20 protein-coding genes are annotated in these 24,143 nt (G+C 61.2%); 15 read left to right on the plus strand and 5 right to left on the minus strand.

Annotated features, from left to right (window positions below; all coding sequences use genetic code 11):
- Nucleotides 1-210: 210 nt before the first annotated feature.
- From KVG85_RS21650 to gcvP, 5 genes are all read left to right on the plus strand, one after another.
- Complete coding sequence (locus tag KVG85_RS21650; RefSeq protein ID WP_041476889.1) at nucleotides 211-1,215, plus strand: extracellular solute-binding protein; 1,005 nt, start codon at nucleotides 211-213, stop codon at nucleotides 1,213-1,215.
- Between the two features lie 245 nt (nucleotides 1,216-1,460).
- A complete protein-coding gene (locus tag KVG85_RS21655; protein ID WP_217864907.1) occupies nucleotides 1,461-3,077 on the plus strand; it encodes an ABC transporter permease in 1,617 nt (538 codons plus the stop codon).
- Between the two features lie 155 nt (nucleotides 3,078-3,232).
- Nucleotides 3,233-4,315 (plus strand): glycine cleavage system aminomethyltransferase GcvT, encoded by a 1,083-nt coding sequence (gene gcvT / locus KVG85_RS21660; RefSeq protein WP_130889093.1) that lies wholly within the window; start codon nucleotides 3,233-3,235, stop codon nucleotides 4,313-4,315.
- 47 nt (nucleotides 4,316-4,362) lie between these two features.
- Nucleotides 4,363-4,746 (plus strand): glycine cleavage system protein GcvH, encoded by a 384-nt coding sequence (gene gcvH / locus KVG85_RS21665; RefSeq protein WP_217864908.1) that lies wholly within the window; start codon nucleotides 4,363-4,365, stop codon nucleotides 4,744-4,746.
- A gap of 236 nt (nucleotides 4,747-4,982) precedes the next feature.
- A complete protein-coding gene (gcvP, locus tag KVG85_RS21670) occupies nucleotides 4,983-7,856 on the plus strand; it encodes an aminomethyl-transferring glycine dehydrogenase (RefSeq protein WP_217864909.1) in 2,874 nt (957 codons plus the stop codon).
- A 174-nt stretch (nucleotides 7,857-8,030) separates the two neighbouring features.
- Here gcvP and KVG85_RS21675 read toward each other — a convergent pair whose 3' ends face one another.
- The 3 genes from KVG85_RS21675 to KVG85_RS21685 form a co-directional block, all read right to left on the minus strand.
- Nucleotides 8,031-8,351, minus strand: a complete 321-nt coding sequence (locus KVG85_RS21675) for a DUF2388 domain-containing protein (protein WP_172667868.1) — start codon at nucleotides 8,349-8,351, stop codon at nucleotides 8,031-8,033.
- A 64-nt stretch (nucleotides 8,352-8,415) separates the two neighbouring features.
- Entirely contained in the window at nucleotides 8,416-10,200 is a 1,785-nt protein-coding gene (tfpB, locus tag KVG85_RS21680) for a type IV pilus assembly ATPase TfpB (RefSeq protein ID WP_024014732.1), read from the minus strand.
- Nucleotides 10,201-10,292: 92 nt separating this feature from the next.
- Nucleotides 10,293-10,631 (minus strand): ACT-like domain-containing protein, encoded by a 339-nt coding sequence (locus tag KVG85_RS21685; RefSeq protein ID WP_071172164.1) that lies wholly within the window; start codon nucleotides 10,629-10,631, stop codon nucleotides 10,293-10,295.
- 126 nt (nucleotides 10,632-10,757) lie between these two features.
- Here KVG85_RS21685 and KVG85_RS21690 point away from each other — a divergent pair, with 126 nt between their 5' ends.
- Entirely contained in the window at nucleotides 10,758-11,222 is a 465-nt protein-coding gene (locus tag KVG85_RS21690) for an Lrp/AsnC family transcriptional regulator (protein ID WP_024014730.1), read from the plus strand.
- A 120-nt stretch (nucleotides 11,223-11,342) separates the two neighbouring features.
- Here the strand turns inward: KVG85_RS21690 and KVG85_RS21695 are convergent, their stop codons facing one another.
- Nucleotides 11,343-12,713 (minus strand): CYTH domain-containing protein, encoded by a 1,371-nt coding sequence (locus tag KVG85_RS21695; protein ID WP_039757448.1) that lies wholly within the window; start codon nucleotides 12,711-12,713, stop codon nucleotides 11,343-11,345.
- Nucleotides 12,714-12,869: 156 nt separating this feature from the next.
- Between KVG85_RS21695 and argE the strand changes: the two genes are divergently transcribed.
- Together argE and argA are read left to right on the plus strand one after the other, a co-directional pair.
- On the plus strand, nucleotides 12,870-14,024 hold the full coding sequence (gene argE, locus KVG85_RS21700) for an acetylornithine deacetylase (protein WP_122506174.1): 1,155 nt from the start codon (nucleotides 12,870-12,872) through the stop codon (nucleotides 14,022-14,024).
- A gap of 262 nt (nucleotides 14,025-14,286) precedes the next feature.
- Nucleotides 14,287-15,588, plus strand: coding sequence for an amino-acid N-acetyltransferase (gene argA, locus KVG85_RS21705; RefSeq protein WP_016772647.1), 1,302 nt, complete (start codon nucleotides 14,287-14,289; stop codon nucleotides 15,586-15,588).
- Nucleotides 15,589-15,723: 135 nt separating this feature from the next.
- Here the strand turns inward: argA and tauA are convergent, their stop codons facing one another.
- Complete coding sequence (gene tauA, locus KVG85_RS21710) at nucleotides 15,724-16,713, minus strand: taurine ABC transporter substrate-binding protein (RefSeq protein WP_217865013.1); 990 nt, start codon at nucleotides 16,711-16,713, stop codon at nucleotides 15,724-15,726.
- A 364-nt stretch (nucleotides 16,714-17,077) separates the two neighbouring features.
- Between tauA and KVG85_RS21715 the strand changes: the two genes are divergently transcribed.
- The 7 genes from KVG85_RS21715 (at nucleotide 17,078) to ssuB (ending at nucleotide 24,093) form a co-directional block, all read left to right on the plus strand.
- Nucleotides 17,078-18,421 (plus strand): OprD family porin, encoded by a 1,344-nt coding sequence (locus KVG85_RS21715; RefSeq protein WP_042607063.1) that lies wholly within the window; start codon nucleotides 17,078-17,080, stop codon nucleotides 18,419-18,421.
- A gap of 291 nt (nucleotides 18,422-18,712) precedes the next feature.
- The gene (locus KVG85_RS21720; protein ID WP_123441780.1) at nucleotides 18,713-19,351 is read left to right on the plus strand and encodes a peroxiredoxin; all 639 of its coding nucleotides are present in this window, start codon (nucleotides 18,713-18,715) and stop codon (nucleotides 19,349-19,351) included.
- Between the two features lie 315 nt (nucleotides 19,352-19,666).
- Nucleotides 19,667-20,260, plus strand: coding sequence for an NADPH-dependent FMN reductase (ssuE, locus tag KVG85_RS21725; RefSeq protein WP_217864910.1), 594 nt, complete (start codon nucleotides 19,667-19,669; stop codon nucleotides 20,258-20,260).
- 89 nt (nucleotides 20,261-20,349) lie between these two features.
- Nucleotides 20,350-21,324: a sulfonate ABC transporter substrate-binding protein gene (locus KVG85_RS21730; protein WP_217864911.1), complete on the plus strand. Its 975-nt coding sequence runs from the start codon at nucleotides 20,350-20,352 to the stop codon at nucleotides 21,322-21,324.
- Nucleotides 21,325-21,349: 25 nt separating this feature from the next.
- On the plus strand, nucleotides 21,350-22,498 hold the full coding sequence (gene ssuD, locus KVG85_RS21735; protein WP_217864912.1) for an FMNH2-dependent alkanesulfonate monooxygenase: 1,149 nt from the start codon (nucleotides 21,350-21,352) through the stop codon (nucleotides 22,496-22,498).
- A 9-nt stretch (nucleotides 22,499-22,507) separates the two neighbouring features.
- Nucleotides 22,508-23,290, plus strand: coding sequence for an aliphatic sulfonate ABC transporter permease SsuC (gene ssuC, locus KVG85_RS21740; RefSeq protein ID WP_056786226.1), 783 nt, complete (start codon nucleotides 22,508-22,510; stop codon nucleotides 23,288-23,290).
- Complete coding sequence (gene ssuB / locus KVG85_RS21745; RefSeq protein WP_016772655.1) at nucleotides 23,287-24,093, plus strand: aliphatic sulfonates ABC transporter ATP-binding protein; 807 nt, start codon at nucleotides 23,287-23,289, stop codon at nucleotides 24,091-24,093. The genes ssuC and ssuB overlap by 4 nt, the downstream gene beginning before the upstream one ends.
- Nucleotides 24,094-24,143 lie beyond the last annotated feature (50 nt).

Consider the following 24,143-nt stretch of genomic DNA (forward strand, 5'->3'; position numbering starts at 1 on the left):
GAGGCTGATGGCCCCTTCGCGAGCAGGCTCGCTCCCACAGTTGAGATGCATTCCAATGTGGGAGCGAGCCTGCTCGCGAAAGCGTCCGCCCACTTACCGCAGTTTTGAGTCGTGCAACATCTGGTAACGCCTTCCCCCAGTGTTCGATTGTGGTGGTAAATGTGAGTCCTTATCATTTGGCCCACCTTTCCCGACCGTGAGACCACTCCCATGTTGGCACCCAAGCGTCTTCTGACCGCACTGGCCTTGACCCTGATCGGCAGCACCACTGCCCAGGCCGCCGATGAGGTGGTGGTTTATTCGTCGCGTATCGATGAGCTGATCAAACCGGTATTCGATGCCTACACCGCCAAGACCGGGGTGAAGATCAAGTTCATCACCGACAAGGAAGCGCCGCTGATGCAGCGCATCAAGGCCGAAGGTGAAAACGCCACAGCCGATCTGCTGCTCACCGTCGATGCCGGCAACCTGTGGCAGGCCGAGCAGATGGGCATCCTCCAGCCATTCACCTCGAAAACCATCGACGCCAATATTCCTCAGCAATATCGCTCGTCCACCCACGCCTGGACCGGCCTGAGCCTGCGCGCGCGGACCATCGCCTATTCCACCGAGCGGGTGAAGCCGGGCGAACTGACCACCTATGAAGCGCTGGCCGACAAGAATTGGGAAGGTCGCCTGTGCCTGCGCACGGCGAAGAAGGTCTACAACCAGTCGCTGACTGCGACCATGATCGAAGTCCACGGCGCCGAGAAGACCGAGAAAATCCTCAAGGGCTGGGTCAACAACCTGTCCACTGACGTGTTCTCCGATGACGTTGCGGTGCTGGAAGCGATCAACGCCGGGCAGTGTGACGTTGGCATCGTCAACACCTACTACTACGGTCGCCTGCACAAGCAGAAGCCTGAATTGCCGGTGAAGCTGTTCTGGCCGAACCAGGCTGATCGTGGTGTGCATGTGAACCTGTCGGGCATCGGCCTGACCAAACATGCACCGCACCCGGAAGCGGCCAAGGCCCTGGTCGAATGGATGACCACGCCTGAGGCGCAGAAGATTTTTGCCGACGTGAATCAGGAATTCCCGGCCAACCCGGCGGTGGCGCCTTCGGAAGAAGTGGCGGCATGGGGCAAGTTCATTGCTGATACCTTGCCGGTAGAAGTGGCGGGCAAACGTCAGGCCGAGGCGATCCGGATGATGGATCGGGCGGGGTGGAACTGAGGCGTTTCGTGTAACTGTTGATCTTTCAAGATCGTTCCCTCACCCCAGCCCTCTCCCGGAGGGAGAGGGAGCCAACTTGTGTTGTTTTCGAAACTTGAGTTCGACTCAATATCTCAGGTCGATGTAGTTTGCATGAGCACCTCGGTCAGTTCCCTCTCCCTCCGGGAGAGGGCTAGGGTGAGGGCAGCAATCCCAACCTGAAATACGCAATCCAAGAACACCCCAATCCCTCCAGAGACCCAAAAGTGGCCCACCCCGCCCAACGCCGCTGGTACCCCATCGTCTTCGCCATCGCCGCGCTGGTGCTGTTGCCGCTGAGCGTGCTGTTGTTGTCGTGGCAGACCATCGATCAGCAGATCTGGTCGCACCTGTGGCAAACCCAGATGCCGCGTCTGCTCGGCAATACCCTGACGCTGATCCTCGGCGTCGGTGTCGGCGTGACGCTGCTGGGTGTCAGCCTCGCGTGGCTGACCAGTCTCTGTGAATTCCCCGGTCGGCGCTGGCTCGACTGGGCGCTGATGCTGCCCTTCGCCATTCCAGCGTATGTACTGGCGTTCGTTTTCGTCGGCCTGCTCGATTTCGCCGGCCCCGTGCAAACCCTGCTGCGCGAATGGTTCGGCACGGGTCTGCGCCTGCCGCGAGTGCGTTCCACCGGCGGGGTGATCGTGGTGCTGGTGCTGGTGTTTTATCCCTACGTTTATTTGCTGGCGCGCACCGCGTTCCTGGCTCAGGGCAAAGGTTTGATGGAAGCGGCGCGGGTGCTCGGGCAGTCGCCGTGGCAGGCGTTCTGGCGGGTTGCGCTGCCGATGGCGCGCCCGGCGATCGGCGCGGGCGTGGCGCTGGCGCTGATGGAAACCCTCGCCGATTTTGGCGCGGTATCGGTGTTCAATTTCGACACCTTCACCACGGCAATCTACAAGACCTGGTACGGCTTCTTCAGCCTGCCCAGCGCCGCACAACTGGCCAGTCTGTTGCTGCTGGTAGTGATGCTGGTGCTGTACGGCGAGCGCCGGGCACGCGGGGCGAATCGGGCCAGCAATGAGCGGCCACGGGTGAAAGCGCTGTATCACCTGCGCGGGCTCAAGGCTTTGGCGGCGACAGGCTGGTGTGGAATGGTATTCGCCTGCGCCTTCGTCATCCCGGTGCTGCAACTGGTCGTCTGGTTCTGGCAGCGTGGGCGGTTCGATCTTGATGAGCGTTATGCCGGGCTGATTTTGCATACGCTGTATCTGGGCGCGATGGCGGCGCTGATCACCGTCAGTGTTGCGCTATTGCTGGCGTTTGCCCGGCGCCTGGCACCGACCCCAGCCATCAACTCCGGCGTCGGTCTGGCCAATCTCGGCTACGCCTTGCCCGGTTCGGTGCTGGCAGTGTCGATCATGCTTGCCTTCAGTTATCTGGATCGTGAACTGGTGATTCCGCTCTCCGCCTGGCTCGGTGGTGCCGGCAAACCGTTGCTGCTCGGCAGCCTCGCGGCGTTGCTGATGGCTTATCTGGTGCGCTTCATTGCCGTCGCCTATGGGCCGCTGGAAAGCAGTCTGGCGCGTATACGGCCCTCTTTGCCTGAAGCGGCACGTAGCCTGGGTGTCAGTGGGCCGCGACTGTTTTTCAAAGTGTATCTGCCGCTGCTGCTGCCCGGCACCTTGAGCGCCGCGTTGCTGGTGTTCGTCGATGTGCTCAAGGAAATGCCTGCGACCCTGCTGATGCGCCCGTTTGGCTGGGACACGCTGGCGGTGCGCATCTTTGAAATGACCAGCGAAGGCGAGTGGGCGCGCGCTTCGTTGCCGGCATTGACGCTGGTGCTGGTCGGCCTGTTGCCGGTGATCGGATTGATTCGACGTTCGGCGCACCGAAACACTTAGTCGTCAGTCCTACATCATGCGGCTACAATGCGCGGCATTCGGTGCGGTTCGTCTGACAGACCCGTGCGCTGGAATCGGCTGCAAGCCTTACTTATCAAGGCTTTCAGCCGTATAGCGGCGGTCCGCACCCTCGCCACGCCCGGAAGGAGAAACCCATGGGACAGCGTACGCCTCTGTATGACCTGCACCTCGCGCTCGGCGCGAAGATGGTCGATTTTGGCGGTTGGGACATGCCACTGCATTACGGCTCGCAGGTCGAGGAGCACCACGAAGTGCGCCGCGATTGCGGGGTGTTCGATGTTTCCCATATGACCGTGATCGATGTCAACGGCGCCCAGGCCAAAGCCTGGCTCCAGCATTTGCTGGCCAACGACGTCGAACGTCTGCACCGCCCCGGCCGGGCGTTGTACAGCACCATGCTCAACGAGCGTGGCGGCATCGTCGACGACATGATCGTCTATCGCCTCGACGACGCCTACCGGCTGGTGTTCAACGCCTCGACCCGCGATCAGGATCTGGCCTGGATGAACGCCCAGCTCGGCGCCTACGACGTGCAACTGCACGAGCGCGCCGAGCTGGCGATGCTCGCCATCCAGGGCCCGCAGGCCCGGCACAAGATTGCCGAACTGGTCACCCAGTCCCGCGCCACGCTGATCCAGCAACTCAAACCTTTCGAAGGCGCCATCGACGGCGACTGGTTCATCGCGCGCACCGGTTACACCGGCGAGGATGGCCTGGAAATCTGCCTGCCGGCGAATCAGGCGCCGGGCTTCTTCAACGATCTGGTCGGAGCCGGTATTTCCCCGATCGGCCTTGGCGCTCGCGACACGTTGCGCGTCGAGGCCGGCATGAACCTGTACGGTCAGGATATTCATCAGGACGTTTCACCGCTGGCCTCGAACATGGCCTGGAGCATCGCCTGGGAGCCGGCCTCGCGGCAGTTCATCGGCCGCGCGGCGCTGGAGGCGGAAAAAGCCGCCGGTGTGGCGCACAAGCTGGTCGGTCTGGTGCTGGAAGAGCGCGGGGTTTTGCGCGCTCACCAAGTGGTTCGCATCGCCGATGTTGGCGAAGGGGAGATCACCAGTGGTAGTTTCTCTCCTACGCTGAGCAAATCGATTGCCCTGGCGCGTGTACCGATGGCAACCGCCGACCGCGCCGAAGTGGAAATCCGTGGCAAGTGGTATCCGGTGCGAGTGGTCAAACCGACCTTCGTACGCCATGGCAAAACCTTGATCTAACCTTTTCTGGCGGGCATGACCGCTGACCAATTTCCGAGGAACCGAAGATGAGCGATATCCCTGCCGAACTGCGTTTTGCCGAAAGTCATGAATGGGCGCGTCTGGAAGCTGACGGCACTGTCACCGTGGGCATCAGCGATCACGCGCAGGAAGCGCTGGGCGACGTGGTGTTCGTCGAGCTGACCGAAGTCGGCAAGGTGTTCGCCGCCGGTGATCAATCCGGCGTGGTCGAGTCGGTGAAAGCCGCCTCCGACATCTACGCCCCGGTCAGCGGTGAGGTCATCGCGATCAACGAAGACCTGGGCGGCTCGCCCGAGCTGCTGAACTCCGACCCGTACGGCGCGTGGATCTTCAAGCTCAAGCCAAGCGACAAGGCCGAGCTGGACAACCTGCTGGATGCTGCTGGGTACAAGGCTGCAATCGGCGAGTAAGTCGCCGGCAACACTCAAAGCCCCGATTCGTCGGGGCTTTTTTATGGGCGCCGAATATCCCTTTGTGGGAGCGAGCCTGCTCGCGAAAGCGCCATATCAGTCAATGCCAAGGTTTCTGAAACACCGCTTTCGCGAGCAGGCTCGCTCCCACAGGGGCGGCGTGATCTTGAAAATTCGCCTGCTATGCTGGTTTGACCGTGTCGATTGACGCCAAGCGCCAGCCAGGAGAGCCCGTCATGTCCCAGTCGCCGTCCCTGAGCCAGTTACGCGATCCCGAAGCCTTTCTGCGCCGCCACCTCGGCCCGGATGCCGCCGAGCAGCAAGCGATGCTCGACAGCCTCGGCCTGGGCAGTCGCGCCGAGCTGATCGAGCAGACCGTGCCGCCGGGCATTCGCTTCAATCGCGCACTGGATCTGCCGCCGGCCCTCGACGAACAGGCTGCACTGGCGAAGCTGCGCGGTTATGCCGAGCAGAATCAGCTGTTCACCAGCCTGATCGGTATGGGCTACCACGGCACCGTCACGCCAACCGTCATTTTGCGCAACGTGCTGGAAAATCCCGGCTGGTACACCGCGTACACCCCATACCAACCAGAAATCGCTCAAGGCCGGCTTGAAGCGCTGCTGAATTTTCAGCAACTGACCATCGACCTCACCGGCCTGGAACTGGCCAACGCCTCGCTGCTCGATGAGGCTACCGCAGCGGCCGAAGCCATGGCTTTGGCCAAGCGCGTGGCGAAGTCGAAGAGCAATCTGTTTTTTGTGGATGAAAATTGCCATCCGCAAACTCTCTCCGTGGTACAGACCCGCGCCGAAGGTTTCGGCTTCGAGCTGATCGTCGACGCGGTGGATAACCTGGCGCAGCACGAGGTGTTCGGCGCGCTGCTGCAATATCCGGACACCCACGGCGAAATCCGCGATCTCAAACCCTTGATCAACCACCTGCACGCGCAACAGGCCCTGGCCTGTGTCGCCACCGATTTGCTCAGCCTGCTGGTGCTGACGCCGCCGGGTGAGTTGGGGGCCGATGTGGTGTTCGGTTCGTCCCAGCGTTTCGGTGTGCCGATGGGGTATGGCGGGCCGCACGCGGCGTTCTTCGCCAGCCGCGAAGAGTACAAGAGGGCGATTCCGGGGCGGATCATCGGTGTGTCGAAAGATGCTCGCGGCAACGTCGCGCTGCGCATGGCCCTGCAGACCCGCGAGCAACACATCCGCCGCGAGAAAGCCAATTCGAACATATGCACAGCGCAGGTACTGCTGGCCAATATCGCCAGTTGCTACGCGGTGTATCACGGCCCCGAGGGCTTGAAGCGTATCGCCCAGCGCGTGCATCGCCTGACCTGCATCCTCGCCGCGGGACTCGAGCGCAACGGCATCAAACGGCTCAACAGGCAGTTCTTCGACACGCTGACTCTGGAGGTCGGCGGTGCGCAAACGGCGATCATCGAAAGTGCTCAGGCAGCGCAGATCAACCTGCGCATTCTTGGTCGCGGCCGCGTCGGTCTGAGTCTGGACGAGACCTGTGATGAACACACCGTGGCGAAACTGTTCGATGTGCTGCTCGGCGCCGATCACGGCCTGAGCGTTGATGCGCTTGATGCGCAGGACATCGCCTCGGGAATTCCCGACGAACTCCAGCGCAGTACGCCGTACCTGCAACATCCGGTGTTCAACGCTCACCACAGCGAAACCGAGATGCTGCGTTACCTCAAACAGCTGGAAAACAAGGATCTGGCGCTCAACCAATCGATGATCCCGCTAGGCTCGTGCACGATGAAACTCAACGCCACCAGCGAGATGATCCCGATTACCTGGCCGCAGTTCGCCCATCTGCATCCGTTTGTGCCGAGGGAGCAGGCTGTCGGTTACACGCTGATGATCGAAGAGCTTGAGCGTTGGTTGTGTGCGATTACCGGTTTCGATGCGATCTGCATGCAGCCCAACTCCGGCGCGCAGGGCGAGTACGCCGGGCTCCTGGCGATCCGTAAATATCACGAGAGCCGGAAGGAAGGCGCGCGGGATATCTGCCTGATTCCGTCCTCGGCCCACGGCACCAATCCAGCGTCGGCGCAGATGGCCGGGATGCGTGTGGTGATTGTTGAATGCGATGAGGCGGGCAATGTCGATCTGGAGGATTTGAAAGCAAAAGCCGCCGAGGCTGGGGATAAGTTGTCATGCCTTATGGCGACCTACCCATCGACCCACGGCGTGTACGAAGAAGGCATCAGCGAGATCTGCGAGGTTATCCACAAGCACGGCGGTCAGGTGTACATGGACGGCGCCAACCTCAATGCGCAGGTCGGGCTGGCACGGCCGGCGGACATCGGTGCCGACGTGTCGCACATGAATTTGCACAAGACCTTCTGCATTCCCCATGGCGGCGGCGGGCCGGGCATGGGCCCGATCGGGGTTCGCGCGCATCTGGCGCCGTTCGTCGCCAACCATCCGGTGGTGCCGATTGACGGGCCGCTGGCACAGAACGGCGCAGTCAGCGCAGCGCCGTGGGGCAGTGCGAGCATTTTGCCGATCAGCTGGATGTACATCGCCATGATGGGGCCGCAACTGGCGGACGCCAGCGAGGTGGCGATTCTGGCGGCGAATTATCTGGCGCAGCATTTATCCGGCGCGTTTGCGGTGCTGTATACCGGGCGCAATGGCCGGGTGGCGCATGAATGCATTCTTGATCTGCGCCCGCTGAAGGCGCAGACCGGCATCAGCGAGGAAGACGTCGCCAAGCGTCTGATGGATTACGGCTTCCACGCGCCGACCATGTCCTTCCCGGTGCCAGGGACGTTGATGGTCGAGCCGACCGAGAGCGAGTCCAAGGCAGAGCTCGACCGCTTCATCGCGGCGATGCTGAGCATTCGCGCCGAGATCAATGAAGTGCAGAAGGGCAACTGGCCGGGCGAAGACAACCCGCTCAAACGCGCGCCGCATACCTTGGCCGATGTCACTGGGATCTGGGAGCGACCCTACAGTGTCGAACAGGCCATCACCCCGGATGCGCACACACGCTTGCACAAATATTGGCCGGCGGTGAATCGGGTGGATAACGTCTACGGCGATCGCAACCTGTATTGCGCGTGTGTGCCGGTGGATGATTACCGCTGATCTCTAAATCCACCACCGCCCCTGTGGGAGCGAGCCTGCTCGCGAAAGCAATCGTCCAGCCAGCGTTTTCGGTGACTGGCTCACCGCTTTCGCGAGCAGGCTCGCTCCCACCGGGTTTTGTATTGGGTTCAGAAGACAGGCAAAAAAATGCCGCTCGTTTGAGCGGCATTTTTGTTACTCGGAAGCCACGGCGTTCTTCGCCAGAATCGCGTTCGCCAGTTCCATGTCCGAAGCCTGGAGGCCAGGGTTGTCGGCGCGGACTTTCTGCATCGCTGCTTCCAGATACGGGCCACGGATGCCGCCGTCGCTGGCGACGAAGCTGCCGGCGTCGTCCTGGGCGGCGACGATCAGCTTGTGATCCTTGAACGTCAGGTAGGTCGAACCGGTGGTGGCGCCGGAGGAGATGACGTTACGCCAAAAGCTGTCCGCCATGGCCGAACCAACGGGAAGCGACAGCAGGGCCAAGGTGGCGACAGCGAGTTTGAGACGCATGATGAGGTGACTCCTGGGATTGACTACGGCGTTGGATAGCCGATCCCCGATCCAGTTCCGTGCTGAATTATTTCAACTCACTTTGCGGTGTCACCCGCAGCACTTCCTCCACCGTGGTCAGCCCCGCCGCAACTTTCTGCGCACCGGACAGGCGCAGGCTGCGCATGCCTTCCTTGAAGGCCTGACGCCTGATCGCGGTGAGGTCGGTATCCGGGGTGATCAGCGCTTTGAGGCTGTCGCTCAGCTGCATGATTTCGTACACGCCGGCGCGGCCGCGATAGCCGGTGTCGCGGCATTCCAGGCAACCGATCGCTCGCTGCGCATTGCTCGGCAGCGGCGCCTGCCAGGGCCGGGTCAGGGTTTGCCAGTCTTCATCCTCGAGCGTCAGCGGCGCCTTGCAGTGCGGGCACAAGGTTCGCACCAGACGCTGAGCCATCACGCCCAATACGGTCGCTTTGATCAGGTAATGCGGCACGCCGAGTTCGAGCAAACGGCTGATGGCGCTCGGCGCATCGTTGGTGTGCAGCGTCGATAGGACCAAGTGCCCGGTGAGCGCGGCCTGAATCGCCATTTCCGCAGTTTCCAGATCGCGGATCTCGCCGATCATGATGATATCCGGGTCCTGCCGCATCAGCGCGCGCACCCCGGCGGCGAAAGTCAGCTCAATGTTGTGCTGCACCTGCATCTGGTTGAAGGCCGGCTCGACCATTTCGATCGGGTCTTCGATGGTGCAGAGGTTGACCTCCGGCGTCGCCAGTTTTTTCAGCGTGGTGTACAGGGTGGTGGTCTTGCCCGAACCGGTCGGCCCGGTGACCAGAATGATGCCATTGGGCTGGCGGGTCATATCCTGCCAGCGGCGCAGGTCGTCGGCGCTGAAACCCAACTGGTCGAAATTCTTCAGCAGCACTTCCGGATCGAAAATCCGCATGACCATTTTTTCGCCGAACGCTGTCGGCAAGGTCGACAGCCGCAACTCCACTTCGCCGCCGTCCGGGGTCTTGGTCTTGACCCGGCCATCCTGGGGTTTGCGCTTTTCCGCGACGTTCATGCGGCCAAGACTTTTCAGGCGGCTGACGATCGCCATGGTCACCTGCGGCGGGAATTGATAGACGTTGTGCAGCACGCCGTCGATGCGAAAGCGCACGGTGCCGTGCTCGCGGCGCGGTTCGATGTGGATATCGCTGGCGCGCTGCTGGAAGGCGTACTGGAACAGCCAGTCGACGATGTTGACGATGTGCGCGTCGTTGGCGTCCGGCTCCTGGTCGCTGGCGCCGAGGTTGAGCAGTTGTTCGAAGTTGCCGAGGTTGCCGCCCTGGGCGTCGGCATTGCTGGCGCCGCTGACCGATTTGGCCAGCCGGAAAAACTCGACGCTGAAGCGCTGGATGTCCACCGGGTTGGCCACGACACGTTTGATCGGCAGCTTCAATACGTGGGTCAGGTCGGCTTCCCAACCGCTGACGTAGGGCTGAGCGCTGGCCACGGTGACCGAGTCGCGGTCCACGGCGACGGCGAGAATCTTGTGGCGCTGGGCGAAGGCGTAGGACATCAGCGGCGTGATCGCCGCGACATTGATTTTCAGCGGATCAATGCGCAAGTACGGCTGACCGGCCTGTTGCGCCAGCCACAGGGTCAGGCTTTCCAGATCCAGATGTTTGCCCGGACGGCTGAGGTCGTCGAGTTGCTGGCTGGCGATGAATTCCAGCGGATGCATCTGCCCGTGAGCCGCATGGCGACGGCGGGCATTGAGCGCCTGTTCCGCCGCGTCCTGGCAGATGAAGCCTTGGGCGACCAGTTCTCGCAACACATCGTTGAGGTCCAGCCAGCGGTCCTGAGTGACAAATTGAACGGACATGCGGCTTTCCTTTTTGAGCGTCATGCGCAAAAGGATAGTCGTGGCCCCGCTGACCGTTGGGCCACTACCCGACGAAGCCGTTGCCGGATTTGTCAGCCGGCAGCCTGGGCGGGCGCCTGCCACGCCGCGTCGGCGTTGTGCAGGTCCACCGCGCAGACGCTGATCAGGTTGCGCAGTTTTTCCGCGATCACTTGCGCGCGATGCCAACTCAGGCCGCTCATGAGCAGATCGATCGACAGCAGATCGTCCTGGCGCTGGACGTTGACCTGCTCCGGGGTCAGAAACTGCAAAGCGAACAGATTCAGCACGCGCACCAGCAGATCCGGCTCGGCCTCGGCGAGGATTTGATATTGCGCCAGGCAGTGGGCGTTGTTGACGTTCCAGACATCAGCGCGGGCGGCGGGGCTGTTTACGGCTTCAAGGTGCGGCATGGCGAGTCTCCAAAATCACTGGAGAAATTTTTACATTCGGTGCGGGGTATTTCTTGGCTATGATCGGCGTCTGAGCGGGTTTATCGAAAGAGTTGATTCGTGAAAGCTGATCTTTGAGGATTTTTTATGCACAGCGAGCTGGACGCCTACGACCGCAAGATCCTCGCCTTGCTGCAGGAAGACGCTTCACTGTCGAGCGCGCAGATCGCCGAGCAGGTGGGCCTGTCGCAATCGCCGTGCTGGCGGCGGATTCAGCGGATGAAGGAGGAGGGCATCATTCGCGGCCAGGTGACCTTGCTGGATCGCAAGAAGATCGGCCTGAACACGCAGATCTTCGCCGAAATCAAACTCAACGCCCACGGCCGCTCGAACTTCACCGAGTTCACCGAGGCGATTCGCGGCTTTCCGGAAGTGCTGGAGTGTTATGTGCTGATGGGGGCGGTGGATTTCATGCTGCGCATTGTCGCGGCGGATATCGAGGCGTACGAGCGGTTCTTTTTCGAGAAGCTGTCGCTGGTGCCGGGGATACAGGAAGTGAATTCGATCGTGGCGCTGTCGGAGATCAAGTCCACCACCAGCCTGCCGGTCTAGTGCGGATGGCCTTTGTGGCGAGGGGATTTATCCCCGCTGGGCTGCGCAGCAGTCCCCGCTTTTTTAAGAACGGGGCCGCTTTGCGACCCAGCGGGGATGAATCCCCTCGCCACAGGGTCATCACATGCGCAGCAGGATTTTCCAGGCGCGATTCTGGTACACCGCAATCGCCTGATGCTTGCGTGCATCGAGCAGTTCGTCGGTGATGGTCGGCTCGTTGGCCAGTTGCGCCAGTTTGTTCAGCTCACCGTACAGGCGATCCATTTCCGGGATGTCCAGCACGTTGCGCGCATGGTGCAACCAGACCTGAATGCGTTCGATACGCGGCAGTTGTTCAGCAAGATCTTCCGGCTGCTGCTGATAGCGTTGCAGCTGCAGAGCAGTGGCTTCTTCGCCCAGCAGACGCGGCAACCAGCTGTGCAGTTGCGCGTCACCCTGACGGTTGCCACGGGTGTTGCGGTCGGCAGTCCAGGTGCGGGCCAGCAGCCAGCGTGAAGCGTTCAGCGAGAACTGGCCCCAGCGCGGGTCTTCCAGCTCTTCGAGGAACTGCTCAGGCGCGGCTTTGCGCACGTCTTCGTCTTCGATGCCGACCTGCACCAACGGGCGCCAGTCTTCCAGCAAGGCATCGAGGGCCACGCGCAAATCGTGGGTCGACTGACGCGGCGCCGCCTGGCCGAGGCTGCTGAGCAGGGCGCGCATTTCCGCGAGGTTCTCGACCCAGTCCTGCAGCAGACGCCAGTGGCCGTTGAAGCGATATTGTTCGGCCAGACGCTGGCTGCTGCCGAGCAGATGCCAGCTCAGCGCGGCGAAGGCGTCGTCGAGACGGGTTTCAGTGGTCAGCTGCGGCGCTGGCAGGCTCAGCGAGTAGCTGTTGGCGTCGTGCAGGCGATAACCACGCTCGGCCTTGCTGATATCGCATGGCATCAGCGCCAGGGTTTCGGCCAGTTCGGCAGCCAGTTCCAGCAGCGCCGCAGGCTCGCCTTCGCGCAGCTCCAGTTCCAGCTCGCAGATTTCTTCCTTCTGCTTGCCAACCACCACGTGACCGAGGTCCAGCGCGGCTTCGATGACCACTTTGGTCTTGCCACGGCCCCAGGCGATTTCGGCGCGCTCGCGGACGAAATCGGTGGTGAAGATCGGCTTGAGGGTTTTCTTGTCCAGCTCGGCCAGTGCCTCGGGCCAGCATTCGCCGTCGAGTTTCTTTACGTCGAGCTTGGCTTTCGGGAGTTTCCAGTCGTACTCGTTACGCTCGGACAGACCGGCGACGCTCTGGCCACGGGTCTTGAGGGTCTGAATCACTTCGTCACCGTCCTTGCGCAGGCGCAGTGCGACTTTGGCCTGGGCGAGGTCGCGCTCGGGGGTGTCGAAGTACTGGTTCATCAACTCACGGCGTTCCCAGCCACTTTTGTTGCGTTTCTTCAGCAGCGGGTGCTCGCGCAGGGCAGCGAGGGTTTCGCGGCTGACGCGGAGTTTGATTTCAGTTTCTTTTTGCATGGCCGGAACATCCAGAATCGGGAGCGCAGCCGGGGGAATGTGTGGCTGCCAAGGCCGTGCAGTGTACAGGAGTCAAACTTCCTACGCCCTGCGGCGGTTTATTCCGCGCGCCGGATGGTTCTATAGTGGGCCTCAATCCGGGACCTGGAGTCAGTGATGCCATTGCCGTCCATGCAAGACCAGTTCGCCGCGCTGATTGCCGCGCCATCGGTCAGCTGTACCCAACCGAACCTGGATCAGTCCAACCGCGCCGTCATCGATCTGCTGGCGGGCTGGCTCGGTGACCTGGGTTTCAGCTGCGATATCCAGCAGGTCAGCCCCGGCAAATTCAATCTGCTCGCCAGTTTCGGCAGCGGCCCCGGCGGCCTGGTGCTGGCCGGGCACAGCGACACCGTGCCTTATGACGATGCGTTGTGGCAGACCGATCCGCTGAAGCTCACCGAAGTCGACGGTCGCTGGGTCGGGCTGGGCAGTTGTGACATGAAGGGCTTCTTCGCGCTGATCATCGAAGCCGTGCGGCCGCTGCTCGATCAGCCGTTCAAGCAACCGCTGCTGATCCTCGCCACCTGCGACGAAGAAAGCTCGATGTCCGGCGCCCGCGCACTGGCCGAGGCCGGGCAACCGTTGGGCCGCGCGGCGGTGATCGGCGAGCCGACCGGGCTCAAGCCGATTCGCATGCACAAAGGCATCATGATGGAGCGCATCGACATCCTCGGGCAGAGCGGCCACTCGTCTGATCCGCGTCTGGGCCACAGCGCGCTTGAAGCGATGCACGATGCCATCGGCGAACTGCGTGGTTTGCGCCTGTTGTGGCAGCGCGAATTCAGCAATCCACAATTCAGCGTGCCGCAACCGACGATGAACTTCGGTTGCATTCATGGCGGCGACAATCCCAATCGCATCTGCGGCCAGTGTTCGCTGGAGTTCGACCTGCGGCCGCTGCCGGGCATGGACCCGAACCTGCTGCGCGCGGAAATCCTGCGCAAGCTCAATCCGGTGGCCGAGCGGCATAAGGTGAAGATCGATTACCGACCGCTGTTCCCGGAAGTACCGCCGTTCGAACAGTCCGAGGATGCCGAACTGGTGCGCATCGCTGAAAAGCTCACCGGCCATTGCGCCGAAGCAGTAGCGTTCGGCACCGAAGCGCCTTATCTTCAGCGCCTCGGCTGCGAAACCATCGTCCTCGGCCCCGGCGACATTGCCTGCGCGCATCAACCCGGCGAGTACCTTGAAATGTCACGTTTGCAGCCTACCGTGCATCTGATTCGGCAGTTGATTGAACATTACTGCCTGACGACAGACGAACGATGACGGCCCTATGTGGGAGCGAGCCTGCTCGCGAAAGCGTTTTGTCAGTCGCCACAGATGAACCTGATCCACCGCTTTCGCGAGCAGGCTCGCTGCCACTGGGTTAAATGTCTTGCATCAACCCGGTAAATTGCCTGCACCACAACCCGTATTCATGAGGAGAGCGCGCGTGTCGCCAAGCCTGTTCCGACGATAACCATCAGCCCGCTGTGCGTTTTTCGTTTCGCCCCTTTTTTCGGCTGCTCTTTATTACAGGCCCAGGTTCATGCCCGAATACGTCAATTGGCTTCGCCACGCGTCTCCATACATCAATGCCCACCGCGATTGCACCTTCGTCGTCATGCTGCCCGGCGACGGCGTCGAGCATCCGAATTTCGGCAACATCGTCCACGACCTGGTCCTGTTGCACAGCCTCGGCGTGCGTCTGGTGCTGGTGCACGGCTCGCGCCCACAGATCGAAACCCGCCTCGCCGCTCGTGGCCTGACCCCGCATTACCATCACGGCATGCGCATCACCGATGCCGCGACCCTGGAATGTGTGATCGACGCGGTCGGCCAGTTGCGCATCGCTATCGAAGCGCGCCTGTCGATGGACATGGCCTCGTCGCCGATGCAGGGCTCGCGCCTGCGCGTGGCCAGCGGCAACCTCGTCACCGCTCGGCCGATCGGTGTGCTGGAAGGTGTCGACTATCACCACACCGGTGAAGTGCGTCGGGTTGACCGTAAGGGCATCAATCGCCTGCTCGATGAACGCTCGATCGTATTGCTGTCGCCGCTGGGCTATTCGCCGACCGGCGAAATCTTCAACCTTGCCTGCGAAGACGTCGCCACCCGCGCCGCGATTGATCTGGGCGCGGACAAGCTGCTGTTGTTCGGCGCCGAGCTCGGCCTGATCGACGAGAACGGCAAACTGGTGCGCGAACTGCGCCCGCAACAAGTGCCGGCACATTTGCAGCGCCTCGGCATGAGCAATTACCAAGCGGAGTTGCTCGATGCCGCCGCCGAAGCCTGCCGTGGCGGCGTGGCGCGCAGTCATATCGTCAGTTACGCCGAAGACGGCGCGCTGCTGACCGAGCTGTTCACCCGTGACGGTGGCGGTACGCTGGTGGCGCAGGAGCAGTTCGAACTGGTGCGCGAAGCAGCGATTGAAGACGTCGGCGGTTTGCTCGACCTGATCAGTCCGCTGGAAGAGCAGGGCATTCTGGTGCGCCGCTCGCGGGAAGTGCTGGAGCGCGAGATCGAGCAGTTCAGCGTGGTCGAGCGCGAAGGCATGATCATCGCCTGTGCGGCGCTGTATCAGATTGCCGACTCCGATGCTGGTGAACTGGCGTGTCTGGCGGTGAATCCGGAATACCGCCATGGCGGACGCGGCGACGAATTGCTCGAACGCATTGAAACCCGCGCGCGGGCGCAGGGTTTGAAAACCCTGTTCGTACTCACCACGCGCACCGCGCACTGGTTCCGCGAGCGCGGATTCGAGCCGAGCAGCGTCGAACGCCTGCCAGCGGCACGGGCGTCGCTGTACAACTATCAGCGTAATTCGAAGATCTTCGAAAAGACCCTCTGAACAACAGCGAGGTCTGTGGCGAGGGGATTCATCCCCGTTGGACTGCGCAGCAGTCCCCTTGCGTTTCCAAGTGAAAACATAGGGGGCCGCTACGCGACCCAACGGGGATGAATCCCCTCGCCACAGGTTCTGCATTCAGTCAGTGATGAATTTGGCGCTGACGTACGGCGAATAATCCGCCAGCACCGTCTCGACCTTGCCCTGTTCCTTCAAGAACTTCGCCGTTTCGGCAATGGCCTTAGCGGTGCCGCCGTCCAGCAGCGCCGTGGTTTGCTGCGCCTTGGCATCCGGGAACGCCGAACCGGCCAGCAGATCCGGCACGTCCGTCGCGTTGGCACCGGTCAATTTGGCGATTTTCTGCACAGGCACCGAGTCGGCCGTCCAGCTGTCTTTGTGCGCGGCGTAGTCAGCGAACGAGTCCAGGGTGACCTTGGCAAACCTGGCCACGACCTCGGGATGCTTCTCGGCAAAGTCCTTGCGCGCCACCCAGACTTCGAAAGTCGGCGCACCCCACTGGCCGACCTGGGCGGCGTCGGTCAGGGTCTTGCCGGTCTTGCGGATCTCGCCCAGCGCCGGCGACCAGACAAAGGCCCCGTCAATGTCGCCACGCTTCCACGCGGCGGCGATTTCCGCCGGTTGCAGGTTGACCACTTTGACTTGCGAGGTATTCAGGCCCCAGTGCTTCAGCGCCCCAAGCAGACTGTAGTGCGAGGTGGACACGAACGGTGTGGCGATGGTTTTACCGATCAGGTCCTGCGGTTTGTCGATGCCGCTGCCGTTGCGCACCACCAATGCTTCGGCGGCATTGATCTGTGCCGAAACGATGAACGCCACGATCGGCAGATTGCGTGAAGCAGCTGCTGCCAGGGGACTTGAGCCAAGGTTGCCTATCTGTACGTCGCCAGAAGCAATGGCAGTGACGACTTCCGGGCCGCTGTTGAAACGACGCCAGTCGATCTTCTCGCCGATGGTTTTTTCATAGACACCATCGGCCTGCGGCACTTTGCTCGGATCGATCCCGGTCTGGTAGCCGACCGTCAGACCGGCGGCATGTGCGGAAAAAGAAAACAGTGCCGACACACAAACTGTAACAAATTGACTTGATAGTGCGCGTTTCGCCATGATGCGTCGCCTTTTCGATGGGATTTGCCGTGTTGGGAGTACGGCAAAGCTAATCGATCTAAAAAAAGGTCAGCAAATACCATTTAGGAATGAGCTTAGGCGCCGATACGCTGTTTCCCGGCGCGGATGGCCATTAATGGGCCATATGCCTGAATGGCATGAAAAAGGACGAATAAATTCTTTTTGGGATTATCAGGAAGTCTTTACGCTGCAGGGACCCAATCACTCGCGATTAGACGATGGTCGTAGACATACAAGGTTACGATTGACTTGGCAGTCACGGTCTGGCGCTAATCGCGAATCTTAGGATTCAGGGCAAATCGACCCCGAACCAGGAACACAAGAATTAGAACGAGAGGAGCGATACATGAACAAGTCCACCTTGGCCCTGGCTGTGGCCGTTGGGGTTATGGCGCAGCAGGCAGGCGCCGCCGGTTTCATCGAAGACAGCAAGGCTACTCTGGGTCTGCGTAACTTCTACATCAACACTGACAACCGTAATGGCACTGGCGCCAACAAGAACGAAGAGTGGGGCCAAGGCTTCGACCTGCGTTTCATCTCCGGTTACACCCAAGGCACCGTCGGTTTCGGTCTCGACGCGATCGGCCTGCTCGGCATCCGTCTTGATTCGGGCGGCGGCACCAACGGCAACAGCGGCACCGCCTACGGCGGCACCGTGTTCCCGAGCGAGTCCAACGGCAAAGCCGTAGACAACTTCTCCAGCCTGGGCCTGACTGCCAAAGCCAAGATCTCCCAGACTGAACTGAAGCTGGGTACCTTGCAGCCGAAGAACCCGGTCATCGTCACCAACGACGGTCGTCTGCTGCCGCAAACCTGGCAGGGTGGCCAGATCACATCCGGCGAGATCAAGGACCTGACTCTGGTCGGTGGTCAGATCGAGCACGTCAAAGGCCGTAACTCCAGCAACAATGAACAGCTGAGCATTGGCGGTGCCAACTCTCGCGGTCCGAACTTCCGCGATAGCAACAAATTCATTTACGCCGGTGGTGACTACAAGATCACCAAAGATCTGACTGCCCAGTACTACTACGGCAACCTGGAAGATTTCTACAAACAGCACTTCCTTGGGCTGGTTCACAACTGGTCCATTGGTCCAGGCGTGCTGAAGTCTGACTTCCGTTACTTCAACAGCTCCGACGACGGCGCGAACGGCCACGACCCAGCGTACTTCAGCTCTGGTGCTTACAGTCACGCGGCAAACGGCAAAGGCAAAGTCGACAACAACCTGTACAGCGGCCTGTTCCTGTACACCGTTGCCGGTCACACCTTTGGTGGCGGCTATCAGGTGAGCAACGGTAGCAGCGACTTCCCTTGGCTGAACCAAGGTGACGGTTCGTCGAACTACACCATCACCGACATGCAGATCCAGAAGTTCAACCGTGCCGGCGAGCGCACCTGGCAAGCACGCTACTCCTATGACTTCGCCAAGGTGGGCGTGCCTGGCCTGACAGCTGGCATGGTGTACCTGCGTGGCGATAACATTGACACTTACAACGCTCGTCGCGTCCAGACCTCGAATGGCGCTTCCGAATGGGAACGTGATTTGACCGTGGCGTACGTTGTTCCGGAAGGCCCGTTGAAAAACGTTGGCGTAATGTGGAAAAACGCTACCTGGCGCACCGACATCGCCGGTCAACGCGACCAGGACGAAAACCGCCTGATCCTCAGCTACTCGATCCCGCTGCTGTAATAGCGCACGAGCAACTGAAGCAAAAAAAGCCCCGTCCGGCATCGCGCCGGACGGGGCTTTTGCGTTTCGAGTCAGGCTCACCCCCGTAAGCCCTTCTCGATTTCCCTCTTTGCTGCAACTCAAGGCCTTCTCGAACCTTGCGTTGGATGTTCGTCGCGATGCCGGCCGGTGTCCAATGAACAGATGTTTAATATTCTCAAATCATCTAGATATCTAGTTATTTATTCTTTTTCACACTGATCGATCCCGAGCTAAAGTTGTTGTCTCCCATCCCTCATCAGGAGCAGCACCATGAGCCTCAGACTCGGCGACATCGCCCCCGATTTCGAACAAGACTCCAGCGCCGGCAAGATTCGTTTCCACGAATGGCTGGGCGATAGCTGGGGCGTGCTGTTTTCTCATCCGGCGGACTTCACTCCGGTGTGCACCACTGAGTTGGGTTTCACTGCCAAGCTCAAGGATGAATTCAGCCAGCGCGGCGTCAAGGCCATCGCGCTGTCGGTCGACCCGGTGGACTCGCACCACAAGTGGATCGAGGACATCAACGAAACCCAGAACACCACCGTCAACTTTCCGATTCTGGCCGATGCCGATCGCAAGGTCTCCGATCTCTACGATCTGATCCACCCGAACGCCAATGACACGCTGACCGTGCGTTCACTGTTCGTCATCGATCCGAACAAGAAGATCCGCCTGACCATCACCTACCCGGCGAGCACCGGGCGTAATTTCCACGAGATTCTGCGGGTGATCGACTCGCTGCAGCTCACCGACAACTACAAAGTCGCCACCCCGGCCAACTGGCAGGACGGTGAAGAAGTGGTGATCGTGCCGTCGCTCAAGGATGAGGACGAGATCAAGCAGCGCTTCCCGAAAGGCTATCGCGCGGTGAAACCGTACCTGCGCCTGACGCCGCAGCCGAACAAGTAAGATTTGCGGTGTAGTCACCGCCGCTTTCGCGAGCAGGCTCGCTCCCACATTTGCAATGCATTCCCCTGTGGGAGCGAGCCTGCTCGCGAAGGCGTCAGCCCAGGCACTTGAGAATCCAGAATCACAACGCAGGGGAATTTCGGCCGTTTCGACGGCCTTTTTTTTCGCCTGGATTCTGCTCAGCGGTATATCTCTTAAGCGCATAACCAAATGAATAAATATGATTTATGGATATATAAATCAGCTGGTAAGGTCACTGCCATTGAAGCGAGATCGCAGCCTGCGAATCGCCTGTAACGCTTAAAGGAATCTGCAATGCTGGTCGTCTCACTCGGTGGCAGCCCCAGCCTGCGCTCCCGTTCCGGAGTGCTGCTGGAGCGTTCGCAACGCTGGTTGCAACAGCAAGGGGTGGAAGTGGTGAGTTATCAGGTACGGGACTTCCCGGCCGAGGATCTGCTCCACGCGCGCTTCGACAGCCCGAAGGTCCTCGACCTGCTGCAACAGATTGAAAACGCCGATGGCCTGCTGATCGCCACCCCGGTGTACAAGGCCTCGTTTTCCGGAGCGCTGAAGACCCTGTTGGATCTGCTGCCGGAGCGTGCCTTGAGCCACAAGGTTGTCTTGCCGATGGCCACCGGCGGCAGCATCGCCCACATGCTGGTGGTCGATTACGCCCTCAAGCCTGTGCTGTCGGCACTCAAAGCCCAGGAAATGCTTCAGGGCATTTTCGCCGAGGACAGCCAGATCGCTTACGGCGAAGGCAGTGCCGCCGCGCAACTGGCGCCGGCCCTGGAGCAGCGCTTGCACGAGGCCCTGGACCAGTTCATCGGCGCCATGGCACGCCGGCCGAAACCGCTGGAGCCGGGCCTGCTGAACGAACGTTTGTTGAGTGCTCGCTGGAGCATTTAAGCCTCATCGAAATTTGAAGTACTGGCCTTACTCGCCCGCCAACGGGCAAGCAGGTGCAGCCAAAACCCAACAGCAAAAAGGAGAGCGCTATGCGCACTGTATTTTTGCGTCGTGGTCTGGTCGCTCTGTTTGCTGCGGCTGTCACCTTCGGCGCCATCACTCAAGCACAAGCCGAGACATTGCGGATCGGTTATCAGAAGTACGGCACGCTGGTGCTGCTCAAAGCCAAAGGGGCGCTGGAAAAACGCCTCGCCGCGCAAGGCGTCGACGTGCAATGGACTGAGTTTCCCGGCGGCCCGCAACTGCTTGAAGGCCTCAACGTTGGCTCGATCGATTTCGGCGTGACCGGCGAAACCCCGCCGGTTTTCGCCCAAGCCGCTGGCGCCGATCTGCTCTACGTCGCCTATGAACCACCAGCGCCGAACAGCGAAGCGATCCTCGTGCCGAAGGACTCGCCGATCAAATCGGTGGCCGATCTCAAAGGCAAGAAAGTCGCCCTGAACAAAGGCTCCAACGTGCACTACCTGCTGGTGCGTGCACTGGAAGACGCCGGCCTCAAGTACAGCGATATTCAGACCGTGTTCCTGCCGCCGGCCGATGCCCGCGCTGCGTTCGAGCGTGGCAGTGTCGACGCCTGGGTCATCTGGGATCCGTACCAGGCCGCTGCCGAGAAACAACTGCAAGCGCACACCCTGCGTGACGGCAAAGGCATCGTCGACAACCACCAGTTCTATCTCGCGACCAAACCTTACGCGCAGAAAAATCCCGAGGTGATCAAGACCCTCATCGAAGAGGTGCGCGCGGTTGGTGAATGGTCGCAAGCCAATCCCGAAGACGTGACGCAAAAAGTCGCGCCGCTGCTGGGCCTGCCGGCGGACATCACCCTGACCTCGGTGAAACGCCAGGGCTACGGCGCGCTGTTCGTAACTCCGGAAGTGGTCGCCGCGCAACAGAAAATCGCCGACACGTTCTACCAGCTCAAGCTGATTCCCAAGCCGTTGAGCATCAAGGATGTGATCTGGACCCCGCCGGCCGCTGTGGCCCAAAGCTCCCCAGCCCAGTAATTCGAATCGACAAGGAGACCACTCCATGAGCCTCAACATCTTCTGGTTCCTGCCTACCCACGGCGACGGCCATTACCTTGGCACCGCCGAAGGCGCCCGCGCGGTTGATCACGGTTACCTGCAACAGGTCGCGCAAGCGGCGGATCGTCTGGGTTTTGGCGGGGTGCTGATTCCTACCGGCCGTTCCTGCGAAGACTCGTGGCTGGTGGCGGCCTCGCTGATTCCAGTGACCCAGCGTCTGAAATTCCTCGTTGCCTTGCGCCCCGGGATCATTTCCCCGACGGTCGCGGCGCGCCAGGCAGCGACGCTGGATCGTTTGTCCGGCGGGCGTGCGTTGTTCAATCTGGTCACCGGTGGCGATCCGGAAGAACTGGCCGGCGACGGTCTGTTCCTCAATCACGAAGAACGCTATCAGGCCTCGGTGGAATTCACCCGCATCTGGCGCCGCGTGCTGGAAGGCGAAACCGTCGATTACGACGGCGAGCACATCAGCGTGAAGGGCGCCAAGCTGCTGTATCCGCCGATCCAGCAACCGCGTCCGCCGCTGTATTTCGGTGGTTCCTCGGAAGCGGCGCAGGATCTGGCCGCCGAACAAGTGGAGATGGTCCTGACCTGGGGCGAACCGCCGGCAGCGGTGGCCGAGAAGATCGCACAAGTCCGGGCCAAAGCCGCCAAACTCGGCCGTACCGTGCGCTTCGGCATTCGTCTGCATGTGATCGTGCGTGAAACCAGCGCCGAAGCCTGGCAGGCGGCGGATCGGCTGATCTCGCACCTGGACGACGACACCATCCAACGTGCGCAGGCTTCGCTGGCGCGCTTCGATTCGGTCGGCCAGCAACGCATGGCCGCGCTGCACGGCGGCAGCCGCGACAACCTCGAAGTCAGCCCCAACCTCTGGGCCGGCGTCGGTCTGGTACGTGGCGGTGCCGGTACTGCGCTGGTCGGCGATGGCCCGACCGTGGCAGCGCGGGTCAAGGAATATGCCGATCTTGGTATCGACACCTTCATCTTCTCCGGTTATCCACACCTTGAAGAGTCGTATCGGGTGGCCGAGCTGCTGTTCCCGCACCTCGACGTCGAGCGCCCGGAACTGCCGAAGAGCGCCGGTTATGTCAGCCCGTTTGGCGAGATGGTCGCTAACGACATCTTGCCCAAAGCCGCATCGCAGAGCTGAGGCGCGGCCATGAACAAATTTATCCACAGCCTCGCGCCTTGGGCGTTGCCGGTGTTGCTGCTGGCGGTGTGGCAGTTGTCGGTGTCGGCGGGCTGGTTATCGACACGGATTCTGCCGGCACCGGTGGCAGTGATCGAAGCCGGTGTCAGTCTGGTACGCAGCGGCGAGATCTGGACGCACCTGGCGATCAGCGGCTGGCGCGCGGCACTCGGGTTTACCATCGGCGGCGGCATCGGCCTGGTGCTGGGCTTCATCACCGGCCTGTCGAAGTGGGGTGAACGCCTGCTTGACAGCTCGGTGCAGATGATCCGCAACGTGCCGCATCTGGCGCTGATTCCGCTGGTGATCCTGTGGTTCGGCATCGACGAATCAGCGAAGATTTTTCTGGTGGCGCTGGGCACCTTGTTTCCGATTTACCTGAACACGTATCACGGCATCCGCAACGTCGACCCGGCGCTGGTGGAGATGGCGCGCAGTTATGGCCTGAGCGGTTTCAGCCTGTTCTGGCAGGTGATTCTGCCGGGTGCGCTGCCGTCGATTCTGGTTGGCGTGCGCTTCGCGTTGGGCTTCATGTGGCTGACGCTGATCGTCGCTGAAACCATCTCGGCCAGCTCCGGTATCGGTTATCTGGCGATGAACGCCCGCGAGTTCTTGCAGACCGACGTGGTGGTGCTGGCGATCCTGCTTTACGCGGTGCTCGGCAAACTCGCCGACCTCGCCGCCCGTGGACTTGAACGTGTGTGGCTGCGCTGGCACCCGGCCTATCAGGTTGCCAAGGGAGGTGCGGCATGACCGCTCAACAACCTCCACGCCTGTTGCGCGGGATTCCGCTGGCGGTGCGCAACCTGCAGAAAACCTTCGGCGCGCGCCAGGTGCTGCGCGACATCGATCTGCACATTCCGGCGGGGCAGTTTGTCGCCGTGGTCGGGCGCAGCGGTTGTGGCAAGAGCACGTTCTTGCGCTTGCTCGCCGGCCTCGATCAACCCACTGGCGGCGAGCTGCTGGCCGGCTCCGCGCCGCTCAGCCAGGCGCGCGACGATACGCGGCTGATGTTCCAGGAAGCGCGGCTGCTGCCGTGGAAAAGGATCATCGACAACGTAGGTCTCGGCCTCAAGGGCAACTGGCGCCAGCAAGCGCTGGATGCACTGGAAGCCGTGGGTCTGGCTGATCGCGCCAATGAGTGGCCGGCGGCATTGTCCGGTGGCCAGAAGCAGCGCGTGGCGTTGGCCCGGGCGCTGATTCACCAGCCGCGTCTGCTGCTGCTCGACGAACCACTCGGCGCACTGGATGCGCTGACCCGCATCGAGATGCAGCAACTGATCGAACGGCTGTGGCAGCAACACGGTTTTACCGTGCTGCTGGTGACCCATGACGTTAGTGAAGCGGTGGCGATCGCTGATCGGGTGATTTTGATCGAGGACGGCGAAGTCGGCCTCGACCTGCACGTCGAACTGCCGCGCCCCAGGGTGCGTGGCTCGCATCGCCTCGCCGCACTGGAAACCGAAGTGCTCAACCGTGTTCTGTCCCTGCCCGGCGAACCGCCGGCGCCGGAACCCGTTTCACCCCTGCCTACGCAATTGCGTTGGGCGCAGTGACGCAGCTGCAAGCTACAAGCTGCAAGCTGCAAGTAGAAGCACTGTGCTTT

It is taken from the genome of Pseudomonas triticicola (assembly GCF_019145375.1).
Classification (GTDB): Bacteria; Pseudomonadota; Gammaproteobacteria; order Pseudomonadales; family Pseudomonadaceae; genus Aquipseudomonas; species Aquipseudomonas triticicola.

Bases quoted from the DNA above. Each gene is read 5' to 3' on its own strand.
- KVG85_RS21650 (WP_041476889.1), top strand. From the start codon at position 211: ATGTTGGCACCCAAGCGTCTTCTGACCGCACTGGCCTTGACCCTGATC.
- gcvT (WP_130889093.1), top strand. From the start codon at position 3,233: ATGGGACAGCGTACGCCTCTGTATGACCTGCACCTCGCGCTCGGCGCG.
- gcvH (WP_217864908.1), top strand. From the start codon at position 4,363: ATGAGCGATATCCCTGCCGAACTGCGTTTTGCCGAAAGTCATGAATGG.
- gcvP (WP_217864909.1), top strand. From the start codon at position 4,983: ATGTCCCAGTCGCCGTCCCTGAGCCAGTTACGCGATCCCGAAGCCTTT.
- tfpB (WP_024014732.1), bottom strand. From the start codon at position 10,200: ATGTCCGTTCAATTTGTCACTCAGGACCGCTGGCTGGACCTCAACGAT.
- KVG85_RS21685 (WP_071172164.1), bottom strand. From the start codon at position 10,631: ATGCCGCACCTTGAAGCCGTAAACAGCCCCGCCGCCCGCGCTGATGTC.
- KVG85_RS21690 (WP_024014730.1), top strand. From the start codon at position 10,758: ATGCACAGCGAGCTGGACGCCTACGACCGCAAGATCCTCGCCTTGCTG.
- KVG85_RS21695 (WP_039757448.1), bottom strand. From the start codon at position 12,713: ATGCAAAAAGAAACTGAAATCAAACTCCGCGTCAGCCGCGAAACCCTC.
- argE (WP_122506174.1), top strand. From the start codon at position 12,870: ATGCCATTGCCGTCCATGCAAGACCAGTTCGCCGCGCTGATTGCCGCG.
- argA (WP_016772647.1), top strand. From the start codon at position 14,287: ATGCCCGAATACGTCAATTGGCTTCGCCACGCGTCTCCATACATCAAT.
- KVG85_RS21715 (WP_042607063.1), top strand. From the start codon at position 17,078: ATGAACAAGTCCACCTTGGCCCTGGCTGTGGCCGTTGGGGTTATGGCG.
- KVG85_RS21720 (WP_123441780.1), top strand. From the start codon at position 18,713: ATGAGCCTCAGACTCGGCGACATCGCCCCCGATTTCGAACAAGACTCC.
- ssuE (WP_217864910.1), top strand. From the start codon at position 19,667: ATGCTGGTCGTCTCACTCGGTGGCAGCCCCAGCCTGCGCTCCCGTTCC.
- KVG85_RS21730 (WP_217864911.1), top strand. From the start codon at position 20,350: ATGCGCACTGTATTTTTGCGTCGTGGTCTGGTCGCTCTGTTTGCTGCG.
- ssuD (WP_217864912.1), top strand. From the start codon at position 21,350: ATGAGCCTCAACATCTTCTGGTTCCTGCCTACCCACGGCGACGGCCAT.
- ssuC (WP_056786226.1), top strand. From the start codon at position 22,508: ATGAACAAATTTATCCACAGCCTCGCGCCTTGGGCGTTGCCGGTGTTG.
- ssuB (WP_016772655.1), top strand. From the start codon at position 23,287: ATGACCGCTCAACAACCTCCACGCCTGTTGCGCGGGATTCCGCTGGCG.